A 19315-nucleotide genomic window follows, 5' to 3' on the forward strand; every position below is an offset into this window, starting at 1 on the left:
TGTCATTTGTGGCTGCCGCCGGAGGAGTAGCCCCCGAACGAGCCGCCCGAACTGCGGTAACTGCCGCCCGATGAGCCCGAGCAGTCGCTCAGGATGATGAGCAGGATCAGGAGGACGAAGGCAATCAGGATGACGGTGCCGCAGCCCACGCCCTTGGCGGCCACGAAGGGGCCGGGGTCGTCGCGCTGCAACACGTCTTTTTTGTCTTCCAGCCTGAATGCCTTGACCACGGTGTCGCTGGACAGCTTGTCACCCGCGGACCAGGTGATCTCATTGCGGCTTTGCTCCATCGACAGCAGCCCTTTGGCGCTGGCAAAGTCGCGGTTGCTGGTTTTCTGCCCGCGCGTGACCTGCCAGTAAAACTCGCCCAGCACGTAGGTGGTTTCGGCCTCGTAGGTGTACTTGAGCTCGTATTGGGTGCCCATGTAGGTGGCGCTGCGGCCATTGGATGCCAGCTGCGGCGCGCCCGTGGTGGGGCGCACCATGCTCCAGCCTTCTTCCGAATCGACCAGAAAGGCGAAGCCGCGCTTCTGGTTGTAGAGCAGGTATTCGCTCCAGCCGAAGTGTTCGTCGTCGCCGGGCTCCACGCCCATGCGGTGCTGAAAGCCCACCACCTGCCAGTGCACGCCCTGCAGCTGGCCCTTGGTGCCCAGCGGGATGATGGGGCGCACCGGTTCGTCCTGCTCGGCCGAGCGCAGCTCGCCACCCACGCCGCTGCTGAGGTCGATGATGCTGGCGCACGAGCCGCAGGTGAGGCTTTTGGTGGTGGCAAGCTGCACCTGCACCGGCGCGCCGCAGTGCGGGCAGTTGAACTGGCGGCCTTTTTCGTCCTTGGCCGATTCGTCCTTCAGGCCCTGCAGCTGCAGGTCTTCGAGCAGCACGGCGCGGCCGCGCTCCACGCTGGGCGGGGTGTGGCCGTAGTCAATACTGACCACTTCGCCGTCGGCACTGCGCAGCTCCACCATGCCGAAGGGCTGGCCCAGCGGCGGCAGCTTGGGCAGCTCGCCCTGGGCCGATATCAGCTGCGCCTGGCCGGTGTAGGCCACGCTGTAGGGCTTGCCGTTGATGGCGGTGGTGGTGCCGATGCGAAAGCGCTCGGGCGTGGGCATCTCGCGGCCCGGGTCGATGGGCCGGGTGAAGACGTAGGCACCGTTGTCTTCGCCGAGCGTGGCCAGGGTGCCGTCTTGCAAAAAGGCGGCCCATTCGGTCCACACGCCCGCGTCGCCCTTGTATTGCAGGCGGCCAATCAGCGTGAAGGGAACGTCCTTGCCATCGAGCTGGATGCGCCCGCTGGCCATGAGCTGCAACGGGCTGTGGTCGTCGAACAGCTCGGCCATCTTGCCCAGGCGCGTGAGCACCTCGCCGCTGCGCACCACGGTGCTCTGGCAGTAGCCGCAGACGGCGTGGGTGGACTGCGCGCTGCGAAATTCAACCGGCGCGCCGCAGCCCGGGCAGGGCGCGCGGTAATAGCGCTGTGTGGGGTCGGTGGCCATCGTGGGGGCGGGTGCCTGCGCCGCGCTACGCGGTTCTGAAGCCTTTTTGGCCTCTAGCGCTTATCCCTCCAGCGCAGGCAGCTATTGTTTTTATAGTGACCGGGCTCAGACCAGCTTCTTCAGCAGCTCGGCCTTCTTGGCGTCGAACTCTTCCTGGGTCAGGATGCCCTTGGATTTGAGCTCGCCCAGCTTCTCGAGCGTGGCCATCACTTCGTCGGGGCGCACGCCCGCGGGCGCGGCCGCTGCGGGGGCGGCCTGCGCACCGCCGCCCTGCAGGCCGGCCTGCAGGTTCTGCGCCAGCACCTGGCCCAGCGCCACGCCGGCGCCCAGGCCCATGGCGTCACCGGCAATGCCGCCACCGCCACTGCCCGCGCCTTCGGCGAATTTGGGAATGGCCTGCGCCGTCTGGTATTGCATGAACTTGCCCATGTCGTTGCCGACCATGCCCATGCCGATCTTCTGGTCGAGGATCTTCTGCAGCTCTTCGGGCAGCGAGACGTTCTGCACCGTCAGGCTCTCGATCACCAGGCCGATCTTGGCAAAGTGCGGGGCGAGTTCCTTGGCCAGCGCGTCGGCAAACATCACCTGGTTGGCGGCCAGATCCAGAAACGGCAGGCCGCTGCCCGCAATGGCGTTGCTGATGTTCTGCAGCACCATGCCGCGCAGCTGGCCTTCGAGGTCGGCCACGGGGTAGGACTCGCGCGTGCCCGAGATTTCGGTGTGGAACAGCTTGGGGTCGGCGATGCGATAGGCGTAGTTGCCGAACGCGCGCAGGCGCACCGCGCCAAAGTCCTTGTCGCGGATGGTGATGGGCTGGGGCGTGCCCCATTTCTGGTCGATCTGCTGGCGCGTGCTGAAGAAGTACACGTCGCTCTTGAAGGGCGACTGGAACAGCTTGTCCCAGTTCTTCAAATACGTGAGCACCGGCAGGGTCTGCGTGGTCAGCTTGTGGGTGCCGGGGCCGAACACGTCGGCCACCTGGCCTTCGTTGACGAACACCGCCATCTGCGACTCGCGCACCACCAGCGTGCCGCCGTTCTGGATTTCCATCCCCGCCATCGGGTAGCGCCAGGCCAGGGTGCCGTCGCCGTCCTCGGTCCACTCAAGGATGTCAATGAACTGTTTCTTGATGAAGTCCATGAGGGCCATGCGGTGCTCCCGGGTGCGGTGAGGGGTTGGAGAAAAGAGCGGCCATCATAGCAACGGGCTGTGAAGGCGAAAGCGGCTTCTTCGGGCGATGTGGCGCATCTTGACCGCGGCTATCCCCGGTTTAGGCACGATCAATTGGCCTCCGATATTGAGAATGACTACCATTTGACTGTGCCTGCATTTCACTGCGGGCCCTGTTGAAGCCAAGGAGTCCGCCATGTCCCTCATCCGCCGCACCGCTCAAAAAAACAAGACCATGCTGATGAAAACGGGCAGCTACTACCTCATCCACATCTGTGTGGCCGCGCTGGTGGCCTATGCCGTCACGGGCAACCTGTGGGCATCGCTCACGCTGAGCCTGCTGGAGCCTACGGTGCAGGCCGTGGCCTTTTTCTTCCATGAAAAGGCCTGGGAGCGGGCCGCTCGCCGCAATGCAGCCGAGGCTGCGGCACTGCAAGGCGCCTGAACAGCGCACACCCGTTCAACACCAAAAACGCGAGGAACCCACCATGTACACCATCCCCTTGCGCAGCCGATCCGCAGCCGGCCTGGCTTTTCAGCGCTGGCTTGTGCACCGTCTGGCGGGGCTGGCGCGGGCCGAGTAAGGCATCGCAACGTGCCGTTCCGCTTTTCAGCCTTTGCAAGCCTGGCCTTGCGCTTTTGACAGGCGTGAAAGGCCCGGTGGCTTCGATGGCGTTCGTGCGGCCATCGCACCTTGGTCGACCGGGTCCACCCGGTCCTCGGGCCCCTGTCCAGCCCGTGCTCAGCCCAGCAACCCCTTGGGCACCTTGTCGGCCTTCTTTTCCACGGGGTTGGCCAGCAGCCACTGGGCCGCGTACTGGCGCATGAATTCCTTGGCCTTGTCGGGGCGCGCCGTCAGCCAGGCGTCGTAGGCGCCTTCGTTCAGGATGGCGGGCATGCTCTTTTCGCTGCCCGGCTGACCATAGCGGTGCAACAGCGCGTGGTTGTTGGCGTTCACCGTGAGCAGGCAATAGCTGATGATGACTTCGCCGTCGGCCCCTTGCCAGCGCGCCCACAGGCCCGCCACGCCCATGGGCTTGCCGTCGACGCGGGCCACGCGGGTGGGCACGGCCTTGCCGCTGCGCAGGTCGTCTTCGTAAAACGCGGTCATGGGCACGATGCAGCGCTGGCCGTTGAGCCACGCATCACGAAACGGCGTGCCGGTGGAGGCGGTATCCGACTTGGCGTTGACCAGCTTGGGCGCGCGCAGCTTGGCGTCGGACGCCGACTTGACCCAGTGCGGCACCAGGCCCCACTGCGCGGGCACCAGCACGCGCTGCTGCGCAGGGCGCGCGGGTGCTTCGCTGGTGGCTTCGGTGCCCGCATCCGCCGGTGGCGCTGGCAGATCGGTCTGTGGCGCGGGGGGCGTTTGTGGCGGCTGTGACGGCTGCGCAGGCTGCGCCGAGGGATTGGCCATGGCCGCCGCCGTGGCTTCATGCACGATAAAAAAGCCTGGCTTGCGCGGCCACAGGTGGCGCTCGCCCAGGGCCGCTGGGGGCTCCACCGCAAACGCCTCGCGGTAGGTGTCGGCTTGCTGCAGGGTTTCGTAATGGGTACTCATCGGGGCATGGTACCTGCGTGCGCGGCAGTTTGAGTCAAAAAGGCCTCTGGCGCTTGTCCGATGTGCGCTGACAGCTATGAAAAGCGAAGCGGTTTGAGCGAAGCCTGTTTCTGGGCCCTTTTCGCAGCCGTTTCCACACCCGCTTCTGCAGCCGGTTCTGCATCCGTTTCCAGCGTGAAACCGTGACGTGCATCAAGCCCCATGTCGCCTGCGTTGTGACACGGGCCGCGCGGGTTTTCACAATGCCTGCATGGACTTCGCACCTTCTCCCCTGGCCCGGCAACTGCGCGAGCGCCTCTTGGCGTTCATGGACCGCTACCTGCTGCCCTACAACGCGGCCTGGCACGCAGCGGTGCAGGCGGGCGACTACCCGCCGCCGTTTCTGCAAGACCTCAAGGCCCTGGCGCGCGAGGAAGGACTGTGGAACCTGTTTTTGCCCACGCTGCAGCCCGACGAGCCCGGCACGCGCCTGTCCAATCTGGACTACGCGCCGCTGGCCGAAACCATGGGCCGCCTGCCCTGGGCGGCCGAGGTGTTCAACTGCCACGCGCCCGACACCGGCAACATCGAGCTGCTACACCGCTTTGCCACGCCCGCACAGCGCACCGCATGGCTCGCGCCGCTGCTGGAGGGGCGCATGCGCTCGGCCTTTGCCATGAGCGAGCCGGACGTGGCCTCGTCCGACCCGACCAACCTGCAGACCACGGTGCGGCGTGATGGTGACGACCTGGTGATCAGCGGCCGCAAGTGGTTCATCACCGGCGCGGCGCACCCGCATTGCCGGCTGCTCATCGTGCTGTGCCGCAACGCCGATGCGGATGGGGCCGACAGCCACCACCGCCACAGCATGGTGCTGGTGCCCGCGGATGCACCGGGCGTGCAGATCGTGCGCAACATCAGCGTGCTGCACCAGCATGCGCCCGAGGGGCATTGCGAGATCTTGCTGCAGGGTGTGCGCGTACCCGCCGGCCAGCTGCTGGGCGACTGGGGCACCGGTTTTGCCATGGCGCAGGCACGCCTGGGGCCGGGGCGGGTGCACCACTGCATGCGCACCATCGGCCAGTGCGAGCTGGCCCTCTCCCTGGCCACCGAGCGCGCGCTGGAGCGCACCGCCTTTGGCAAACCGCTGGCCGAGCAGGCCAATGTGCAGGAGTGGATAGCCGAGTCGCGCATCGAGATCGACCAGGCGCGCCTGCTGGTGTTGCAGGCGGCCTGGTTGCTGGACCAGGGCGAATCAGCCGATGGGGCAGATGCCCGGCAGGTGCGTGCCCAGGTCGCCGCCATCAAGGTGGTGGCCGCGCGCCTGCAGCAGCGCGTGGTGGACCGCGCCATGCAGATCTTTGGCGCCATGGGCCTGTCGCCCGACACGCCGCTGGCCTCCTTGTGGACCTGGGGCCGCGCCCTGCGCCTGATGGACGGGCCCGACGAGGTGCACCTGCGCACCGTGGCGCGGCACGAGCTGGCCCAGGCGCGTGCGGGCCTGGGCGCTTCGGCCGCATGGTTCACCACGCCTGAGCAGCTACGTGCGCCGCCCCACCTGAGCGCCTGAGCGCAGCCCGCCAGCACATCCGGTTGCTGCAACCGCTGCGCGCCCGCGCACGGGCCCTTGGCAGCCCTGCGCGGCTTAGAGCCTGTTCATGATCTTTTCATGGAGCCCGCAAGGCAGCAAAACGCCGCAATCAAGGCGCGCGCCGCAGGCCATGCTGGTGGCCTGGACAAGGCGGGCAACGCGGAGTGCGGCGTTTTGCTGCCTTGCCCGAAGGGTTGCCCCGCCCAGGCGGCGTCTGCGGCGTTGCAAATCCTCGCCGGGCCACCAGCCCGGCTGCGGTGTGCGCCTTGCAGCCACCACCTGGGCGGGGCAACGGGCTCCATGAAAAGATCATGAACAGGCTCTCAGGGATACTGTGGGTCTTTCGTCATCCCGCCCGGAGAGCCTTGCCATGCACCTATTTGCCATCGCCGTCACCACTGCCGTGCTGCTGCCCAGCGCCATGGGCCTGGCCCACGCCCAGCCGCAAAAAATGCGCCCCGGGCTGTGGGAACACAGCATGACGATGAAAAGCCAGAGTGGGCAGATGGAAGCCGCCATGGCCGAGATGCAGAAGTCCCTGGCCAGCATGCCGCCCGCGCAGCGCAAGCAGATGGAACAGATGATGGCCCAGCAGGGCGTGGGCATGGGGCCCAAGGGCCAGACGGTAAAGGTCTGCGTCACCCAGGAGCAGGCCGATATGGACACCGTTCCGCAGCAGGAGGGTTGCACGCAAAAGGTGCAGCGCATCAACGCCAGCACCATGAAAGTCGCCTTCAGCTGCAAGGGCGGCCAGGGCCAGCCGCCGTCCAGTGGCGATGGCACGGTCAGCATGCAGGGCCCCACGGCCTACACGGGTCAATTCAAGATCAAGACCGAAAACGAGGGCAAGCCCGAGCAGATTGACATGGCGCAGTCCGGCAAGTGGCTGTCGGACAACTGCGGCACGATCAAGCCCGTGCCGATGGGACGATGAGGTGGACAGCTTCGCCCACACCCCCGCGCCGCCGTATTACGCGGTGATTTTCACCAGCCTGCGCACCGAGGGCGACCAGGGTTATGGCGCCATGGCCGAGCGCATGGTGGAGCTGGCCGCGCAGCAACCCGGCTTTCTGGGCGTGGAGTCGGCGCGCGAGGGCCTGGGCATCACGGTGTCGTACTGGGCGGACCTCGCCTCCATCGCCGCCTGGAAAGCGAATGCCGAGCACCAGGACGCCCAGCGCCTGGGCCGGGCGCAGTGGTACGCAGGCTTCAAGACGCGCATTGCCCGCGTGGAGCGCGACTACGGCATGTAGCGCGCGCGGCGCGGCTGCGGCAGCTATTGCAGCGTGAGCGCCGCCAGAGCGGCCAGCGGCGCGGTCTCGGCGCGCAGCACGCGGGGCCCCAGGGTGACGGGTGCAAAACCGTGCGCAAGGGCCAGGTCTTCCTCGGTGCTGCTCAGCCCGCCCTCGGGGCCCGAAAGAAAAATCAGCCCGCCGCCACCCGCCGCCGCCATGCGCAGCGCTTGTGTGCCGGTGCGCAGTGACAGCAGCAGCCGTGTGCCCTGTGCTTGCAATGGGGCTTGGGCGCGCACCCAGCCGGCCAGGTCCACCGCGTCATGCACCACGGGCACGCGGTTGCGCCCGCACTGCTCGCACGCTGCCACGGCCACGGCCTGCCAGTGGGCCAGTTTTTTCTCGGCACGCTCGCCCTTGAGCTTGAGCACGCTGCGCTCGGCCACCAGCGGCGTGATGCTGGCCACACCCAGCTCGGTGGCTTTTTCTACCAGCCAGTCCATGCGCTCGTTGGCGGTGATGCCCGCCAGCAGGTGCACGGCGCGCGGGGCTTCGCGCTCGATGGCGTGGTGGGCGCCCACCTGCACGCGCACATCGCTGCGGCCCATGCGCAGCACGGTGGCATCGAACTCGCCCCCGGGGCTGTCCGCACCCTGGCCGCCATGGAACAGCGTGATGCCGTCGCCCGGTTGCAGGCGCAGCACCTGCACATGGCGCGCGGCGCCGGGGGGCAGATCAATCTCGGCCCCGGTGGCCAGGGGCGCCGGGCAATGAAAACGGGGCATTTGCTATCTTTAATATAGCTATTAGCGCTTTATTTATAAGGGCCAATGGCTGTTTTGACTCAATATTGAGCAATGGAACCGATTTCAGCTTCTACATGCGGCCATAGGCAAAACCCGTGACGGGTTCGGTGCCTTCGATCTGGTCCAGCATCTTGAGCAGCGGCCCGAGCTGCCGGTAGCGGTGGGCCGTGGCGCGGATGTAGCCCATGAAGCGCGGCGCATCGGCCAGGTATTTGGGCTTGCCGTCGCGCAGCGTGAGGCGGGCAAAGATGCCGGCCACCTTGAGGTGGCGCTGCAGCCCCATCCATTCGACGGCGCGGTAAAACTCGCCAAAGTCGTCGCCCCAGCCGCTGGCGCTGTGCGCGCCCAGCAGGCCGGCCTTGCGCGCCTTTTCCCAGTAGCGCACGGTCACGTCGATGATGAATTCTTCTTCCCAGCTGATGAAGGCGTCGCGCAGCAGGCTGGCAATGTCGTAGGTGATGGGGCCGTATACGGCGTCCTGGAAGTCCAGCACGCCCAGGGGCGCATCGGCAGCGCCATCCGAGCCGCCGCCGGGCCGCCCCAAGGCGGCGAGCGCCCCCCCGGGGGGCAGCGAACCACGCGCAGCGGGGAGCGTGGGGGCCATCAGGTTCCGCGTCATGAAATCGCGGTGGACGAACACGTTGGGAGCCGCCAGGTTGTGGGCCACGATGGCATCGAAGGCTCTGGCCAGCGTGGCCTGCTGCTTGCCATCGAGCGTGATGCCGCGGTGCTGGCCCAGATACCAGTCAGGGAACAGCGCCAGTTCGCGGCGCAGCAGGGCTTCGTCATAGGCGGGCAGCACGCCCGGCTTCGAGGCCTTTTGCCAATCGAGCAGCACATCGGTGGCCTGCAGATACCAGCCCAGCGCGGCCTGGGGGTTTTCGGGAGTGAGCAACTCGATCAGCGTGGTGTTGCCCAGATCGCTCAGCAGCATGAAGCCGCCGGGTTCGTCCCAGGCCAGGATGTGTGGCACGTTCAGGCCGGCAGCTGCCATCAGCGCTTGCACCTGCACAAAGGGGCGGCAGTTTTCCTTGTCGGGCGGCGCATCCATCACGATGCAGCTGGCGCCGGCCGCGCTGTCGATGCGCAGGTAGCGGCGAAAGCTGGCGTCGGCCGAGGCCGGGCGCAGGCTGGCGGGCAGCAGCTGGTGGCTTTGCACCAGCGGCGCGAGCCATTGTTCGAACGCGGCTTGCCGGGCCGCATCGGGCCAGCTGACGGGGCTGGCGGGAGCGGGCGATGCCGCGGCAAGGGGCGTTGGGGGGGAGGAGGGGTGGCTCATGGATAATCCCATTTTACAAACCCGCCCTGCCTGGCGCGGGCCGTTTCCAAAGCCCTGTCCATATTGCCCGACGTGCCCCGCTGCCAGCCCCCTTTCGTGCAGAAATCTCACCCCCTTTCCCGGCCGTTGCCGCAAGCCGCTGCGCGCGCCCGTCGGCCGGGGTTGCACCCTCTGGCGTATGCCGTGGCGCTGGCGTGGTGCGGCGTGCCGCTGGTTGCACTGGCGCAGGCCGATGCACAGAGCGCGTGGGATGCCCCGCCCGCACTGCGCCGCAGCCCGCAACTGCAAGAGACCCTGCCGGCAGAGGTGCGCCCCCAGCTGCCGGTGTTTGTGTCGGGAGACCGCATCACCGGCCAGCCCGATGTGAAGGCGGTGATCGACGGCAATGCCGAACTGCGCCGCGGGGATACCGTGATCCGTGCCGATCGGCTGGAGTACACCGTGCCCGACGATCTGGCCCAGGCGCAGGGGCAGGTGCACATCAACCGGGCCGGCAACACCTATGACGGCTCGGAGCTGGCGCTGCATGTGGATGCGTTCAAGGGGTTTTTCAGCGACGCGCGTTACCGCTTCCTGCAGACCGGTGCCCATGGCGATGCCACGCGGGTGGATTTTCTGGACCGCGACCGCGCCGTGGTGCACAACGCCACCTACACCACCTGCCAGCGCGACGACTCCGCCAGCTGGGAACCCGACTGGGTGCTGCGCGCCCAGTCCATCCGCCTGGACAACGTCGAAGAAGTAGGCACTGCCGAAGGTGCCGTGCTGGAGTTCAAGGGCGTGTCGGTGCTGCCCATCCCGCACATCACGTTTCCGCTGTCGGACAAGCGCAAGTCCGGGTTGCTGCCGCCCACGGTGGGCCTGGACAGCCGCAATGGCCTCGAATACATCCAGCCCTACTACTGGAACATCGCCCCCAACCGGGACGCCACACTGCGCGGCGCCATCATGGCCAAGCGGGGCATTGAAGTCGGGGGCGAGTTCCGCTACCTCGAAACCAACTACCAGGGCCAAGTGGACGCCAGCCTGATGCCCACCGACAGCCAGCGCGACCGCGTGCGCTGGGGGTATTCGGCGCAGCACCAGGGGATGATCAGCACCCCCATGGGCGGTGTGGGCCTGAACCTCAACCTCAACCGGGTGAGTGACGACAACTACTGGCGCGACTTCGGGCGCGCCGCGCTGCCGCTGCGCCAGCGCCTGCTGCCCAGCGACGCGACGGCGTCGTGGGCGGGCGGCAACATGTCGGCCCAGGTGCGCACGCTCAAGTGGCAGGCCCTGCAGGATGTGGCGTCACCCATCGTGCCGCCCTACAACCTCATGCCCCAGCTGCTGTGGCGCTACACGCCCCAGGATCTGGGGCGGGGCCTGGATTTCAGCATGGTGGCCGACACCACCCGCTTCGAGGCGGACCGTGCGCTGCCCAACCCGGCCGACGGCCAGCGCAGCTTTGTGCAGGCCCAGCTGAGCCGCCCCTTTCTGGCGCCGGGGGGCTTCGTCATCCCCAAGCTGCAGCTGCACGCCACGCAATACCAGTTCGACAACCCTTTGGTCAGCGGGGAGCGCTCGGCCAGCCGCACCCTGCCCACCTTCAGCCTGGACAGCGGGCTGGTGTTCGAGCGCGATGCACGTTTGTTGGGGCGCGCCTTCACGCAGACGCTGGAGCCCCGCGCTTTCTACACCTACACGCCCTTTCGCGACCAGAGCCGCCTGCCGCTGTATGACACCGGGGCTACCGACTTCAACTTTGGCACCATTTACACCGAGAACCCCTATGTCGGCAATGACCGCCTGGCCGACAACAACCTGCTCACCCTGGGCGTGACCACGCGTTTTCTCAATCCCGACACCGGCGCAGAGGCCTTGCGCCTGGGCATCGCCCAGCGCCTGCGGTTCTCCGACCAGAACGTGACCCTGCCGGGTGGTGCACCGGTCAGCGAGCGCCTGTCCGATGTGCTGCTGGGCGCGGGCATCAACTGGGCACCGCAGTGGGGCTTTGACTCCACCGTGCAATACAACCCCAAGACGCAGCGCTCCATCCGCTCCACCGTGGGTGCGCGCTACAGCCCGGGCAACTACCGCACCGTGAACGCGGTCTACCGGCTGCAGCGCGGCACCAGCGAGCAAATCGACGTGGGCTGGCAGTGGCCGCTGGCGGCCTTGTGGGGCGGCCAGGGCGCAGACCGCGGCCCCGAGCGCGCCCAAGGCCAGGGCAAAGGCAGCGGCCGCTGGTACACCGTGGGCCGCCTGAACTACAGCCTGCAGGACCGCAAGCTCGTCGATACCGTGGTGGGCTTTGAATACGACAGCTGCTGCTGGATTGGCCGCGTGGTGCTGGAGCGCCTGCAAAGCAGCGTGACCACCTCCAACACGCGGCTGCTGTTCCAGATCGAATTTGTGGGCTTCTCGCGCCTGAGCCTGGGCGCAAGCCCCCTGGAAACCTTGAGGCGGAATGTGCCGCGCTACCAATACCTGCGCGAGCAGGTCAGCACCCCCAGCCGCTTCAGCAACTATGACTGACCTGACACCATGAACCACCGTGCAATTGCTTTGGGCCTGGCGTGCCTGGCATCTTTCTTGACCCAGGGCGCTGCGGCGCAGGGTCTGCGCCCCTCGGGGGCTGCAGGCACTGGCCTCTCGCGCATGTCGCCTGCGGCGCCTTCGTTCACCCTGCCCGCATCTGGCGCCAGCACGGCACTGCGCCAAGCCGATTTCATCGTGGCGGTGGTCAACTCAGAGCCCGTCACCAACAACGAGGTACGGGCCCGGGCAACGCGTATCGCACAGCAGATGGCCCAGCAGGGCGCTGCCCTGCCGCCCGCAGACGTGCTGGCGCGCGAGGTGCTGGAGCGGCTGATCCTGGAAAAAATCCAGCTGCAACTGGCCCGCGAAGTCGGCATGAAGGTGGACGACTTTGCCGTGGGCCAGGCCGAGGAGAGCGTGGCCAAGCAAAACAACGTGAGCCTGGCCGAGATGCACCGCCGGCTGGCCGCCGACGGCATCAGCAAGGAGCGCTTTCGCGAAGAGTTGCGCAACCAGCTGCTGCTGCAGCGCCTGCGCGAGCGCGACGTGCAGTCCCGGGTGCGCGTGAGCGATCTGGACGTGGACCAGTACCTGCGCGAGCAGCAATCGGGTGCCGATGCCTCCCGTCTCGACATCAACCTGGGCCACATTCTGGTGGCGGTGCCCGAAAACGCCAGCCCTGCCCAGGTGGCCGAGCGCCAGGCCCGCGCCCAGCGCGCCGCCGACAAGGTGCGTGCCGGAGAGGATTTCGCCGCGGTGGCCGCCGAGTTCTCGGACGCCCCCGAGGCCAAAACGGCAGGCGGGCTGCTGGGCATGCGCCCGGCCGACCGCTACCCCGAATTGTTTGTCAGCGCCACGACGCAGCTGCCCGTGGGCGGCATCGCCGGGCCCGTGCGGTCCGGGGCGGGTTTCCATGTGCTCAAGCTGGCAGACAAGTCCACCACCGGCATTCCCACCCTGGTCACCCAAAACCACGTGCGCCACATCCTGCTGCGCACGGGGCCCCAGCTCACCGAAAGCGCCGCCGCAGCGCGGCTGGCCGATTACCGGCGCCGCATCGTCGCGGGCCAGGCAGACTTTGCCGAATTGGCGCGCGAGCACTCACAGGATGGCAGCGCCAAACAGGGCGGCGATCTGGGCTGGGCCAATCCGGGCCGCTACGTGCCCGAGTTCGAGCAGGCCCTGAATGCACTCAAGCCCGGCGACATCAGCGAGCCCCTGGTTTCGCGTTTTGGCGTGCACCTGATCCAGCTGGTCGAGCGCCGCGAGGCCAAGCTCACCCAGCGTGAGCAGCGGGACATGGCACGCGACACGGTGCGCGAAAAGAAGGTCGAGGAAGCCCTCACCACTTGGATGCAGGAGTTGCGGGGCCGGGCCTACGTCGAATACCGCGAAGCACCGCAGTGAAGATGGCCACTGCATGAAACACATTGCCCGCAAGCGCTTCGGCCAGCATTTTTTGGCGGACGGCGGCATCATCGAATCCATCGTGAGCGCCATCGCGCCGCTGCCCGGCCAGCCGATGGTGGAAATTGGCCCTGGCCTGGCCGCCCTCACCCAGCCGCTGGTAGAGCGCCTGGGGCGCCTGACAGTGATTGAGCTCGACCGCGACCTGGCCTTTCGGCTGCGGCTGCACGGGCAGCTCGATGTCATAGAGTCGGACGTACTGAAGGTCGATTTCACGCAACTGGCCCACACGCTGGGCGTGCCCAAAATCCGGGTGGTCGGCAACCTTCCTTACAACATCTCCACGCCCATCCTGTTCCACCTGCTCGAGCATGTGCAGGTGATCGAAGACCAGCATTTCATGCTGCAAAAAGAGGTGATAGACCGCATGGTGGCGTCGCCAGCCACCTCGGACTACGGGCGCCTTTCGGTCATGCTGCAGTGGCGCTATGCCATGGAGAACGTGCTGTTCGTGCCACCCGAGAGCTTTGATCCTCCGCCGCGCGTGGACAGTGCCGTGGTGCGCATGGTGCCCCATGCCGCACCAGCGGCGGTGCGCACGGCACTGCTGTCCGAGCTGGTGCAGGTGGCTTTCAGCCAGCGCCGCAAACTGCTGCGCCACACCCTGGGCCGCTGGCTGGAAGGCCGGGGCTTTGCCGGCATCTTTGACACCCAGCGCCGCGCAGAAGAAGTGCCAGTGCATGAATATCTGGCGCTGGCCCTGTCGCTTGATCAAAAAGCATAGCGCCTAGCGCTTACCCAACAAGGGCCAGAGCCCGTTTTGATGCAAAAAACCCGCCGAATGGCGGGTTTTTCATGCGCGCGCTTTCTGCGCGGCGCGGGGCTCAGGCGGCGGTCAGCCAGTAGCCCGCATTGAACGGGCTGCTCATGCGCAATGCCATGGGCGAGATATCGACCAGTTTGTCGGTGGGCATCTTCTCGGCGGTTTCGGGATCGATGGCAATGCCCTGGACCGCTACCGTTTCCTTAGCCTCGTTCGCCCGTTCTGCTTGGCTGGTGGTTGCAGAACGGGCTACAGAAAAGAATAGAAACAGCGGAACGGAATCTTGCGGTCGCCCCAGAAATCTGCGGCATCGCGGAAGATATCGAGCAGCTGCTCGCGCGCTTCCTTGTCGAACTTGCCCGTGGCCGGAATCTGCTCGAGCACCACGATGAAGCCCGGCTGCGGCCCGGATTTGTGCAGGGGATCGGTCATGCAGTCGTAAAGCGCATCGAAATTCTTGCCGAAGTGCGACGGAAAGGTGAACTGCGCGGCAATCAGGTCCAGCACATCCTGTTTGGACTGGGCATGGGCCAGGTTGGCATACAAAAAATGTTGACCGAGGGAAGCTGCCGCATCTTGCAGATCCTGCACGCGGAAAGCGCGAATGGATTGCACGATGTTGGTGCGCACGCCACGCAGTGGCGTTTCCTGGTCTTTACGAAGGGGCGTCTGCATCTCCGTTGCTCTTTCTTTATTAGGTCCAAAAACTTCTGGCTGACCGCAAAACCGCAGGATGCGTGTTTCGGGTCGGGAAAACAAGGGGCCTGGCTGCCCACTGCCCCGGCTGGGGCGGGCGGACAACACTTCGGACATCATTCGACAATCCTGCGAAAACTGGCGTAGTGGTCGCTGGTGTAATAGCAGGCGTCCGGCACCCGGGGCTTGCCTCCACACACAATGCGCCGGGCGCCACGATTGCGCGCGCCGGGGGTCTTGACGGTGTATTCACGGTAGTAGCCGCGCTGGTGGGCCGGCAACAACCGTTCACGGTTGCCAAACACTGTTCCGTCCTTGTCGTACGGAAAAGGGCCTCCATGGTGGATCAGCGCATACGTCGAACGTCCCTGGGGGGGCAGCTCTGCCACGGATATGGAAGCCATGGAACCGTCGTGAGACGGAGATTTCCGGGCATGTCCGGCAACCGGGCCCAGGACCAACGCAACACCCACAACACACAAAACCCCTGCTTTTCGCACTTGGGTGGCTACAGCCTTGAGCATCAACGACACCTTTCAGAAACTACGGGTTAACCCGAAATTTCAACGGGCTAGTGTCGCTCAAAGCCCCCCAAAAAGCAAGCGCCTGCACAAAGATTGGGCAGGCGCCGAGGGCATTAGTGGTGCACCAGAGTTAGTGCACGCTATTTGTTGGAGGCTTATCGTGCTGCGTTGGCGTCGGCCACGGTGATGGCTGTCATATTGACGAGTCGCCGCACCGTGGTGCTGGCCGTGAGGATATGCACCGGCTGGGCCGCACCCAGCAGCACGGGGCCAATGGCAATGTTGCCGCCGGCCGCTGTCTTGAGCAGGTTGTAGGAAATGTTGGCCGCATCGATGTTGGGCAGCACCAGCAAGTTGGCATCGCCCGCCAGGGTGCTGTGGGGCATGAGCGCGGCGCGCGCCTTGCCGTCCAGAGCCACGTCGCCGTGCATCTCGCCATCCACTTCGAGCCAGGGCGCCTGCACGCGCAGCAGCTCCAGCGTCCGGCGCATTTTGACGGCGCTGGGCTGGTCACTGGAACCAAAGTTGGAGTGCGACAACAGGGCCGCCTTGGGCTTGATGCCAAAGCGCAGCATTTCCTCGGCCGCCATCATGGTGATTTCGGTCAGCTGCTCAGCCGTGGGGTCGTAGTTGACGTGGGTGTCCACCAGAAACACCTGGCGGTCGGGCAACAGCAGGCCGTTCATGCAGGCAAAAGTGGTCACGCCGGGGCGCTTGCCAATCACCTGTTCGATGTAGTTCAGGTGGTGCGCCGTGTGGCCCCAGGTGCCCGCAATCAGGCCATCCACTTCGCCCTTGTGCAGCAGCATGGCACCAATCAGCGACAGGCGACGGCGCATTTCGATCTTGGCGATCGGGGCGGTCACGCCCTTGCGCTCGGTCATGCGGTGGTAGGTTTGCCAGAAGTCGCGGTAGCGGTGGTCCTGCTCGACATTGACGATGTCGTAGTCCCGCCCTTCCTGCAGTCGCAGGCCGAACTTTTCGATGCGCTGCGCGATGATGGCCGGGCGGCCAATCAGCGTAGGGCGGGCGATTTTTTCGTCCACCACGATCTGTGCGGCACGCAGCACGCGCTCTTCTTCGCCCTCGGCATAGGCCACGCGCTTCTTGGCGGCAGCCTTGGCGGCGGTGAAGATGGGCTTCATGGTGGTGCCAGAGGCGTACACGAAGGTCTGCAGATGGTCGCGGTAAGCGTCCATGTCGGCGATCGGACGCAGCGCCACACCGCTTTCGGCGGCGGCCTGGGCCACGGCCGGGGCAATCATCATCATCAGGCGCGGGTCGAACGGCTTGGGAATCAGGTATTCCGGGCCGAAGGCCAGAGGCTCGCCCACATAGGCCGCGGCCACCACCTCGCTCTGCTCGGCCTGGGCCAGCTCGGCGATGGCGTGCACGGCGGCGATTTCCATCTCCATCGTGATGGTGGTGGCGCCGCAATCGAGCGCGCCCCGGAAGATGTAGGGAAAGCACAGGACGTTGTTGACCTGGTTGGGGAAGTCCGAGCGGCCCGTGGCAATGATGGCGTCATCGCGCACGGCCTTCACGTCCTCGGGCTGGATCTCGGGGTTGGGGTTGGCCAGGGCAAAAATCAGCGGGCGGGCGGCCATCTTGGCCACCATGTCTTTCTTGAGCACACCGCCGGCCGACAGGCCCAGGAAGACGTCGGCATCCGCAATCACTTCGCCCAGCGTGCGCGCCGTGGTCTTTTGCGCAAACTGGATCTTGTCCTCGTCCATCAGCTCGGTGCGGCCTTCGTAGACCACGCCCGCCAGGTCGGTCACCCAGATGTTCTCGCGCGGAATGCCCAGCTTGACCAGCAGGCCCAGGCAGGCCAGTGCGGCGGCACCCGCACCCGAGGTGACGAGCTTGATCTTTTTGGGGTCTTTGCCCGCCACCTTGAGGCCGTTCAGGATGGCCGCGCCCACGGTGATCGCTGTGCCGTGCTGGTCGTCGTGAAAGACCGGGATCTTCATGCGCTCGCGCAGCTTGCGCTCGACATAAAAGCAATCGGGCGCCTTGATGTCTTCGAGGTTGATGCCGCCAAAGGTCGGCTCCAGGCTGGCAATGATCTCAACCAGCTTTTCAGGGTCTTTCTCGTTGATCTCGATGTCGAACACATCGATGCCCGAGAACTTCTTGAACAGAACCGCCTTGCCCTCCATCACCGGCTTGCCCGCCAGCGGGCCAATGTCGCCCAGGCCCAGCACGGCGGTGCCGTTGGTGACCACGCCCACCAGGTTGCCGCGGCTGGTGTACTTGAAGGCGGCGTTGGGGTCTTTGACGATTTCTTCGCACGGTGCGGCCACACCGGGCGAATAGGCCAGCGCCAGATCGTGCTGGTTGACCATCTGCTTGGTCGCGGCAATCGAGATCTTGCCGGGCTTGGGAAACTCGTGGTACTCCAGCGCTGCCTTGCGCAGCAGCGCGCGCTTGTCGGGAAGGTTGTTGTGATCGGCCGTGGTGTTCTCGGGCATCAAGCGTCTCCAGCTTTCAGAAAGTGCCGGGGTCCGCGGTTGATCTGCTCCGGGCGGGCCGTCAGCTTGTTAGGGGGAGGTGCATTGTAGGCTTCGCGCGGTAGAAACCCTGACCCGCCAGGGCGCTTGCCCGGTGAAAGCACCTGTTTGCGAAAAGGATCGAAGCGGCGCTGCGGGGAGCGCAAATCCATCGGCCTGGCAGATGCTCGGCAGGACCGGCCACAATACGCATGAAAAATGCCTCTAGCGCTTACCCATAAAGCGTCAATAGCTATTATTACTATAGCAAACAACCTTCAGCAAGCTGGAGAATTGTTGGGCGATGCAGGCGTGTGTTACGCCGTTTCCGCCAGCGCGTCACCGAGTGCGTTGATCAGGCGGTCGATTTCGGCCTTCTCGCTGATGAACGGCGGCGCCAGCTGGATGGTGTCGCCACCGTAGCGCACGTAAAAGCCCTTCTTCCAGCAGTTCATCGCGATCTCGTAAGGGCGTTTGGCGGGTTCGCCGGGCAGCGGCGCAATGGTGAAGCCAGCAGCCAGGCCGAAGTTGCGGATGTCGGCCACATGCTTGGCGCCCTTCAAGCTGTGCACGGCCTGCTCGAAGTACGGCGCCAGGGCCTTCACACGGCCGATCATGTCTTCCTTTTGCAGGATGTCGAGCGCCGCAAGGCCTGCCGCGCACGCCACGGGGTGGGCCGAGTAGGTGTAGCCGTGCGGGAATTCGAGCATGTACTCGGGGCCGCCGGCAGCCATGAAGGTGTCGTAGACCTCCTTGCTGGCCACCACGCCGCCCAGGGGCTGCGCGCCGTTGGTGACCTGCTTGGCAAAGTTCAGGATGTCGGGCGTCACGCCAAAGGCCTCGGCTCCCGTGAACGCGCCCGAGCGGCCAAAGCCGCTGATCACCTCGTCAAAAATCAGCAGGATGTTGTTCTGCGTGCAGATTTCGCGCAGGCGCTGCAGGTAGCCCACGGGCGGGATCACCACACCGGCCGAGCCCGAGAACGGCTCGACGATCACCGCCGCGATGTTCGATGCGTCGTGCAGCGCGATTACATCGAGGAGGCGGTCGGCCAGCTCCTTGCCCGTGGGGGGCATGCCCTTGTGGAACGAGCCTGCGGGCGGCTGGGTGTGGGGCAGGTGGTCGGCTTCGACGCCCTGGCCAAACAGCTTGCGGTTGGCCACGATGCCGCCCACCGAGATGCCGCCAAAGTTCACGCCGTGGTAGCCCTTTTCGCGGCCGATGAGGCGCGTCTTGGTGCCCTGGCCTTTGGCGCGCCAGTAGGCGCGGGCCATCTTGAGCGAGGTGTCGGCCGATTCAGACCCCGAACCGGTGAAGAACACGTAGTCCAGCCCCGCAGGCGTCAGCTCCTTCACGCGGTTGGCCAGCTCGAACGACAGCGGGTGGCCAAACTGGAAGGCGGGCGCGTAGTCCAGCTTCATCGCCTGCCTGCCAATGGCTTCGGCGATCTCGCGGCGGCCGTGGCCCAGGCCCGAACACCACAGGCCCGAGAGCCCGTCAAAAATCTTGCGGCCTTCGCTGTCGGTGAAATAGGCGCCACTGGCCTCCACGATCATGCGCGGATTGGCCTTGAACTGGCGGTTGGCCGTGTAGGGCATCCAGTGCGCGTCGAGCCACTCAGCGTCCATGCGGGGAGCGGCACCAGCTGCGGGAGTGTCGATGGGGGCAAAGCTCATGGGGTTCTCCAGTGCATGACGGCGATAAAAAGACGCTCCACCCCATAGGTTCAGGGCAGGACG

Annotated in this window: 16 protein-coding genes; 7 read left to right on the plus strand and 9 right to left on the minus strand. The window is 65.8% G+C overall.

Annotated features, from left to right (window positions below):
• Nucleotides 1–2: 2 nt before the first annotated feature.
• The gene (locus K226_RS0103280; RefSeq protein ID WP_024813445.1) at nt 3–1493 is read right to left on the minus strand and encodes a DUF4178 domain-containing protein; all 1491 of its coding nucleotides are present in this window, start codon (nt 1491–1493) and stop codon (nt 3–5) included.
• A 105-nt stretch (nt 1494–1598) separates the two neighbouring features.
• Nucleotides 1599–2642 carry an SPFH domain-containing protein gene (locus K226_RS0103285; RefSeq protein WP_024813446.1) on the minus strand — a complete coding sequence of 348 codons (1044 nt, stop codon included), beginning with the start codon at nt 2640–2642 and terminating at the stop codon, nt 1599–1601.
• 217 nt (nt 2643–2859) lie between these two features.
• Between K226_RS0103285 and K226_RS0103290 the strand changes: the two genes are divergently transcribed.
• Complete coding sequence (locus K226_RS0103290; protein WP_024813447.1) at nt 2860–3108, plus strand: DUF2061 domain-containing protein; 249 nt, start codon at nt 2860–2862, stop codon at nt 3106–3108.
• 297 nt (nt 3109–3405) lie between these two features.
• Here the strand turns inward: K226_RS0103290 and K226_RS0103300 are convergent, their stop codons facing one another.
• A complete protein-coding gene (locus tag K226_RS0103300) occupies nt 3406–4224 on the minus strand; it encodes an SOS response-associated peptidase (RefSeq protein ID WP_024813448.1) in 819 nt (272 codons plus the stop codon).
• 250 nt (nt 4225–4474) lie between these two features.
• On the opposite strand from K226_RS0103300, the gene K226_RS0103305 reads away from it, so the two are divergent.
• The 3 genes from K226_RS0103305 (at nt 4475) to K226_RS0103315 (ending at nt 7047) form a co-directional block, all read left to right on the plus strand.
• Nucleotides 4475–5773 (plus strand): acyl-CoA dehydrogenase family protein, encoded by a 1299-nt coding sequence (locus K226_RS0103305; protein WP_024813449.1) that lies wholly within the window; start codon nt 4475–4477, stop codon nt 5771–5773.
• Nucleotides 5774–6164: 391 nt separating this feature from the next.
• Nucleotides 6165–6728, plus strand: a complete 564-nt coding sequence (locus K226_RS0103310) for a DUF3617 domain-containing protein (protein ID WP_024813450.1) — start codon at nt 6165–6167, stop codon at nt 6726–6728.
• A 1-nt stretch (nt 6729) separates the two neighbouring features.
• Complete coding sequence (locus K226_RS0103315) at nt 6730–7047, plus strand: antibiotic biosynthesis monooxygenase (protein WP_024813451.1); 318 nt, start codon at nt 6730–6732, stop codon at nt 7045–7047.
• Nucleotides 7048–7070: 23 nt separating this feature from the next.
• Here K226_RS0103315 and K226_RS0103320 read toward each other — a convergent pair whose 3' ends face one another.
• Together K226_RS0103320 and K226_RS0103325 are read right to left on the minus strand one after the other, a co-directional pair.
• On the minus strand, nt 7071–7811 hold the full coding sequence (locus K226_RS0103320; protein WP_024813452.1) for a 16S rRNA (uracil(1498)-N(3))-methyltransferase: 741 nt from the start codon (nt 7809–7811) through the stop codon (nt 7071–7073).
• Between the two features lie 91 nt (nt 7812–7902).
• The gene (locus tag K226_RS0103325; protein ID WP_024813453.1) at nt 7903–9111 is read right to left on the minus strand and encodes an aminoglycoside phosphotransferase family protein; all 1209 of its coding nucleotides are present in this window, start codon (nt 9109–9111) and stop codon (nt 7903–7905) included.
• Nucleotides 9112–9237: 126 nt separating this feature from the next.
• Between K226_RS0103325 and K226_RS0103330 the strand changes: the two genes are divergently transcribed.
• The 3 genes from K226_RS0103330 to rsmA are packed head-to-tail and all read left to right on the plus strand — an operon-like array spanning nt 9238 to nt 13825.
• A complete protein-coding gene (locus K226_RS0103330; protein ID WP_035240846.1) occupies nt 9238–11631 on the plus strand; it encodes an LPS-assembly protein LptD in 2394 nt (797 codons plus the stop codon).
• A gap of 9 nt (nt 11632–11640) precedes the next feature.
• The gene (locus tag K226_RS0103335) at nt 11641–13041 is read left to right on the plus strand and encodes a peptidylprolyl isomerase (RefSeq protein ID WP_024813455.1); all 1401 of its coding nucleotides are present in this window, start codon (nt 11641–11643) and stop codon (nt 13039–13041) included.
• Between the two features lie 13 nt (nt 13042–13054).
• On the plus strand, nt 13055–13825 hold the full coding sequence (rsmA, locus tag K226_RS0103340; RefSeq protein ID WP_024813456.1) for a 16S rRNA (adenine(1518)-N(6)/adenine(1519)-N(6))-dimethyltransferase RsmA: 771 nt from the start codon (nt 13055–13057) through the stop codon (nt 13823–13825).
• Between the two features lie 288 nt (nt 13826–14113).
• Here the strand turns inward: rsmA and K226_RS0103350 are convergent, their stop codons facing one another.
• The 4 genes from K226_RS0103350 to K226_RS0103365 form a co-directional block, all read right to left on the minus strand.
• Entirely contained in the window at nt 14114–14539 is a 426-nt protein-coding gene (locus K226_RS0103350; protein ID WP_024813457.1) for a barstar family protein, read from the minus strand.
• Nucleotides 14540–14676: 137 nt separating this feature from the next.
• Nucleotides 14677–15084, minus strand: a complete 408-nt coding sequence (locus K226_RS0103355) for a ribonuclease domain-containing protein (RefSeq protein ID WP_024813458.1) — start codon at nt 15082–15084, stop codon at nt 14677–14679.
• Between the two features lie 155 nt (nt 15085–15239).
• Nucleotides 15240–17558 (minus strand): NADP-dependent malic enzyme, encoded by a 2319-nt coding sequence (locus tag K226_RS0103360; protein ID WP_024813459.1) that lies wholly within the window; start codon nt 17556–17558, stop codon nt 15240–15242.
• 335 nt (nt 17559–17893) lie between these two features.
• Nucleotides 17894–19252: an aspartate aminotransferase family protein gene (locus K226_RS0103365; RefSeq protein ID WP_024813460.1), complete on the minus strand. Its 1359-nt coding sequence runs from the start codon at nt 19250–19252 to the stop codon at nt 17894–17896.
• Nucleotides 19253–19315 lie beyond the last annotated feature (63 nt).

The sequence above is a fragment of the Acidovorax sp. JHL-3 genome, from assembly GCF_000526295.1.
Taxonomy (GTDB): Bacteria; Pseudomonadota; Gammaproteobacteria; order Burkholderiales; family Burkholderiaceae_C; genus Acidovorax; species Acidovorax defluvii.

What these genes read in the sequence shown, in the direction of transcription:
- K226_RS0103280 (WP_024813445.1), bottom strand. Translation starts at nt 1,493, where the DNA reads ATGGCCACCGACCCCACACAGCGCTATTACCGCGCGCCCTGCCCGGGC.
- K226_RS0103285 (WP_024813446.1), bottom strand. Translation starts at nt 2,642, where the DNA reads ATGGCCCTCATGGACTTCATCAAGAAACAGTTCATTGACATCCTTGAG.
- K226_RS0103290 (WP_024813447.1), top strand. Translation starts at nt 2,860, where the DNA reads ATGTCCCTCATCCGCCGCACCGCTCAAAAAAACAAGACCATGCTGATG.
- K226_RS0103300 (WP_024813448.1), bottom strand. Translation starts at nt 4,224, where the DNA reads ATGAGTACCCATTACGAAACCCTGCAGCAAGCCGACACCTACCGCGAG.
- K226_RS0103305 (WP_024813449.1), top strand. Translation starts at nt 4,475, where the DNA reads ATGGACTTCGCACCTTCTCCCCTGGCCCGGCAACTGCGCGAGCGCCTC.
- K226_RS0103310 (WP_024813450.1), top strand. Translation starts at nt 6,165, where the DNA reads ATGCACCTATTTGCCATCGCCGTCACCACTGCCGTGCTGCTGCCCAGC.
- K226_RS0103320 (WP_024813452.1), bottom strand. Translation starts at nt 7,811, where the DNA reads ATGCCCCGTTTTCATTGCCCGGCGCCCCTGGCCACCGGGGCCGAGATT.
- K226_RS0103325 (WP_024813453.1), bottom strand. Translation starts at nt 9,111, where the DNA reads ATGAGCCACCCCTCCTCCCCCCCAACGCCCCTTGCCGCGGCATCGCCC.
- K226_RS0103335 (WP_024813455.1), top strand. Translation starts at nt 11,641, where the DNA reads ATGAACCACCGTGCAATTGCTTTGGGCCTGGCGTGCCTGGCATCTTTC.
- rsmA (WP_024813456.1), top strand. Translation starts at nt 13,055, where the DNA reads ATGAAACACATTGCCCGCAAGCGCTTCGGCCAGCATTTTTTGGCGGAC.
- K226_RS0103350 (WP_024813457.1), bottom strand. Translation starts at nt 14,539, where the DNA reads ATGCAGACGCCCCTTCGTAAAGACCAGGAAACGCCACTGCGTGGCGTG.
- K226_RS0103355 (WP_024813458.1), bottom strand. Translation starts at nt 15,084, where the DNA reads ATGCTCAAGGCTGTAGCCACCCAAGTGCGAAAAGCAGGGGTTTTGTGT.
- K226_RS0103360 (WP_024813459.1), bottom strand. Translation starts at nt 17,558, where the DNA reads ATGCCCGAGAACACCACGGCCGATCACAACAACCTTCCCGACAAGCGC.
- K226_RS0103365 (WP_024813460.1), bottom strand. Translation starts at nt 19,252, where the DNA reads ATGAGCTTTGCCCCCATCGACACTCCCGCAGCTGGTGCCGCTCCCCGC.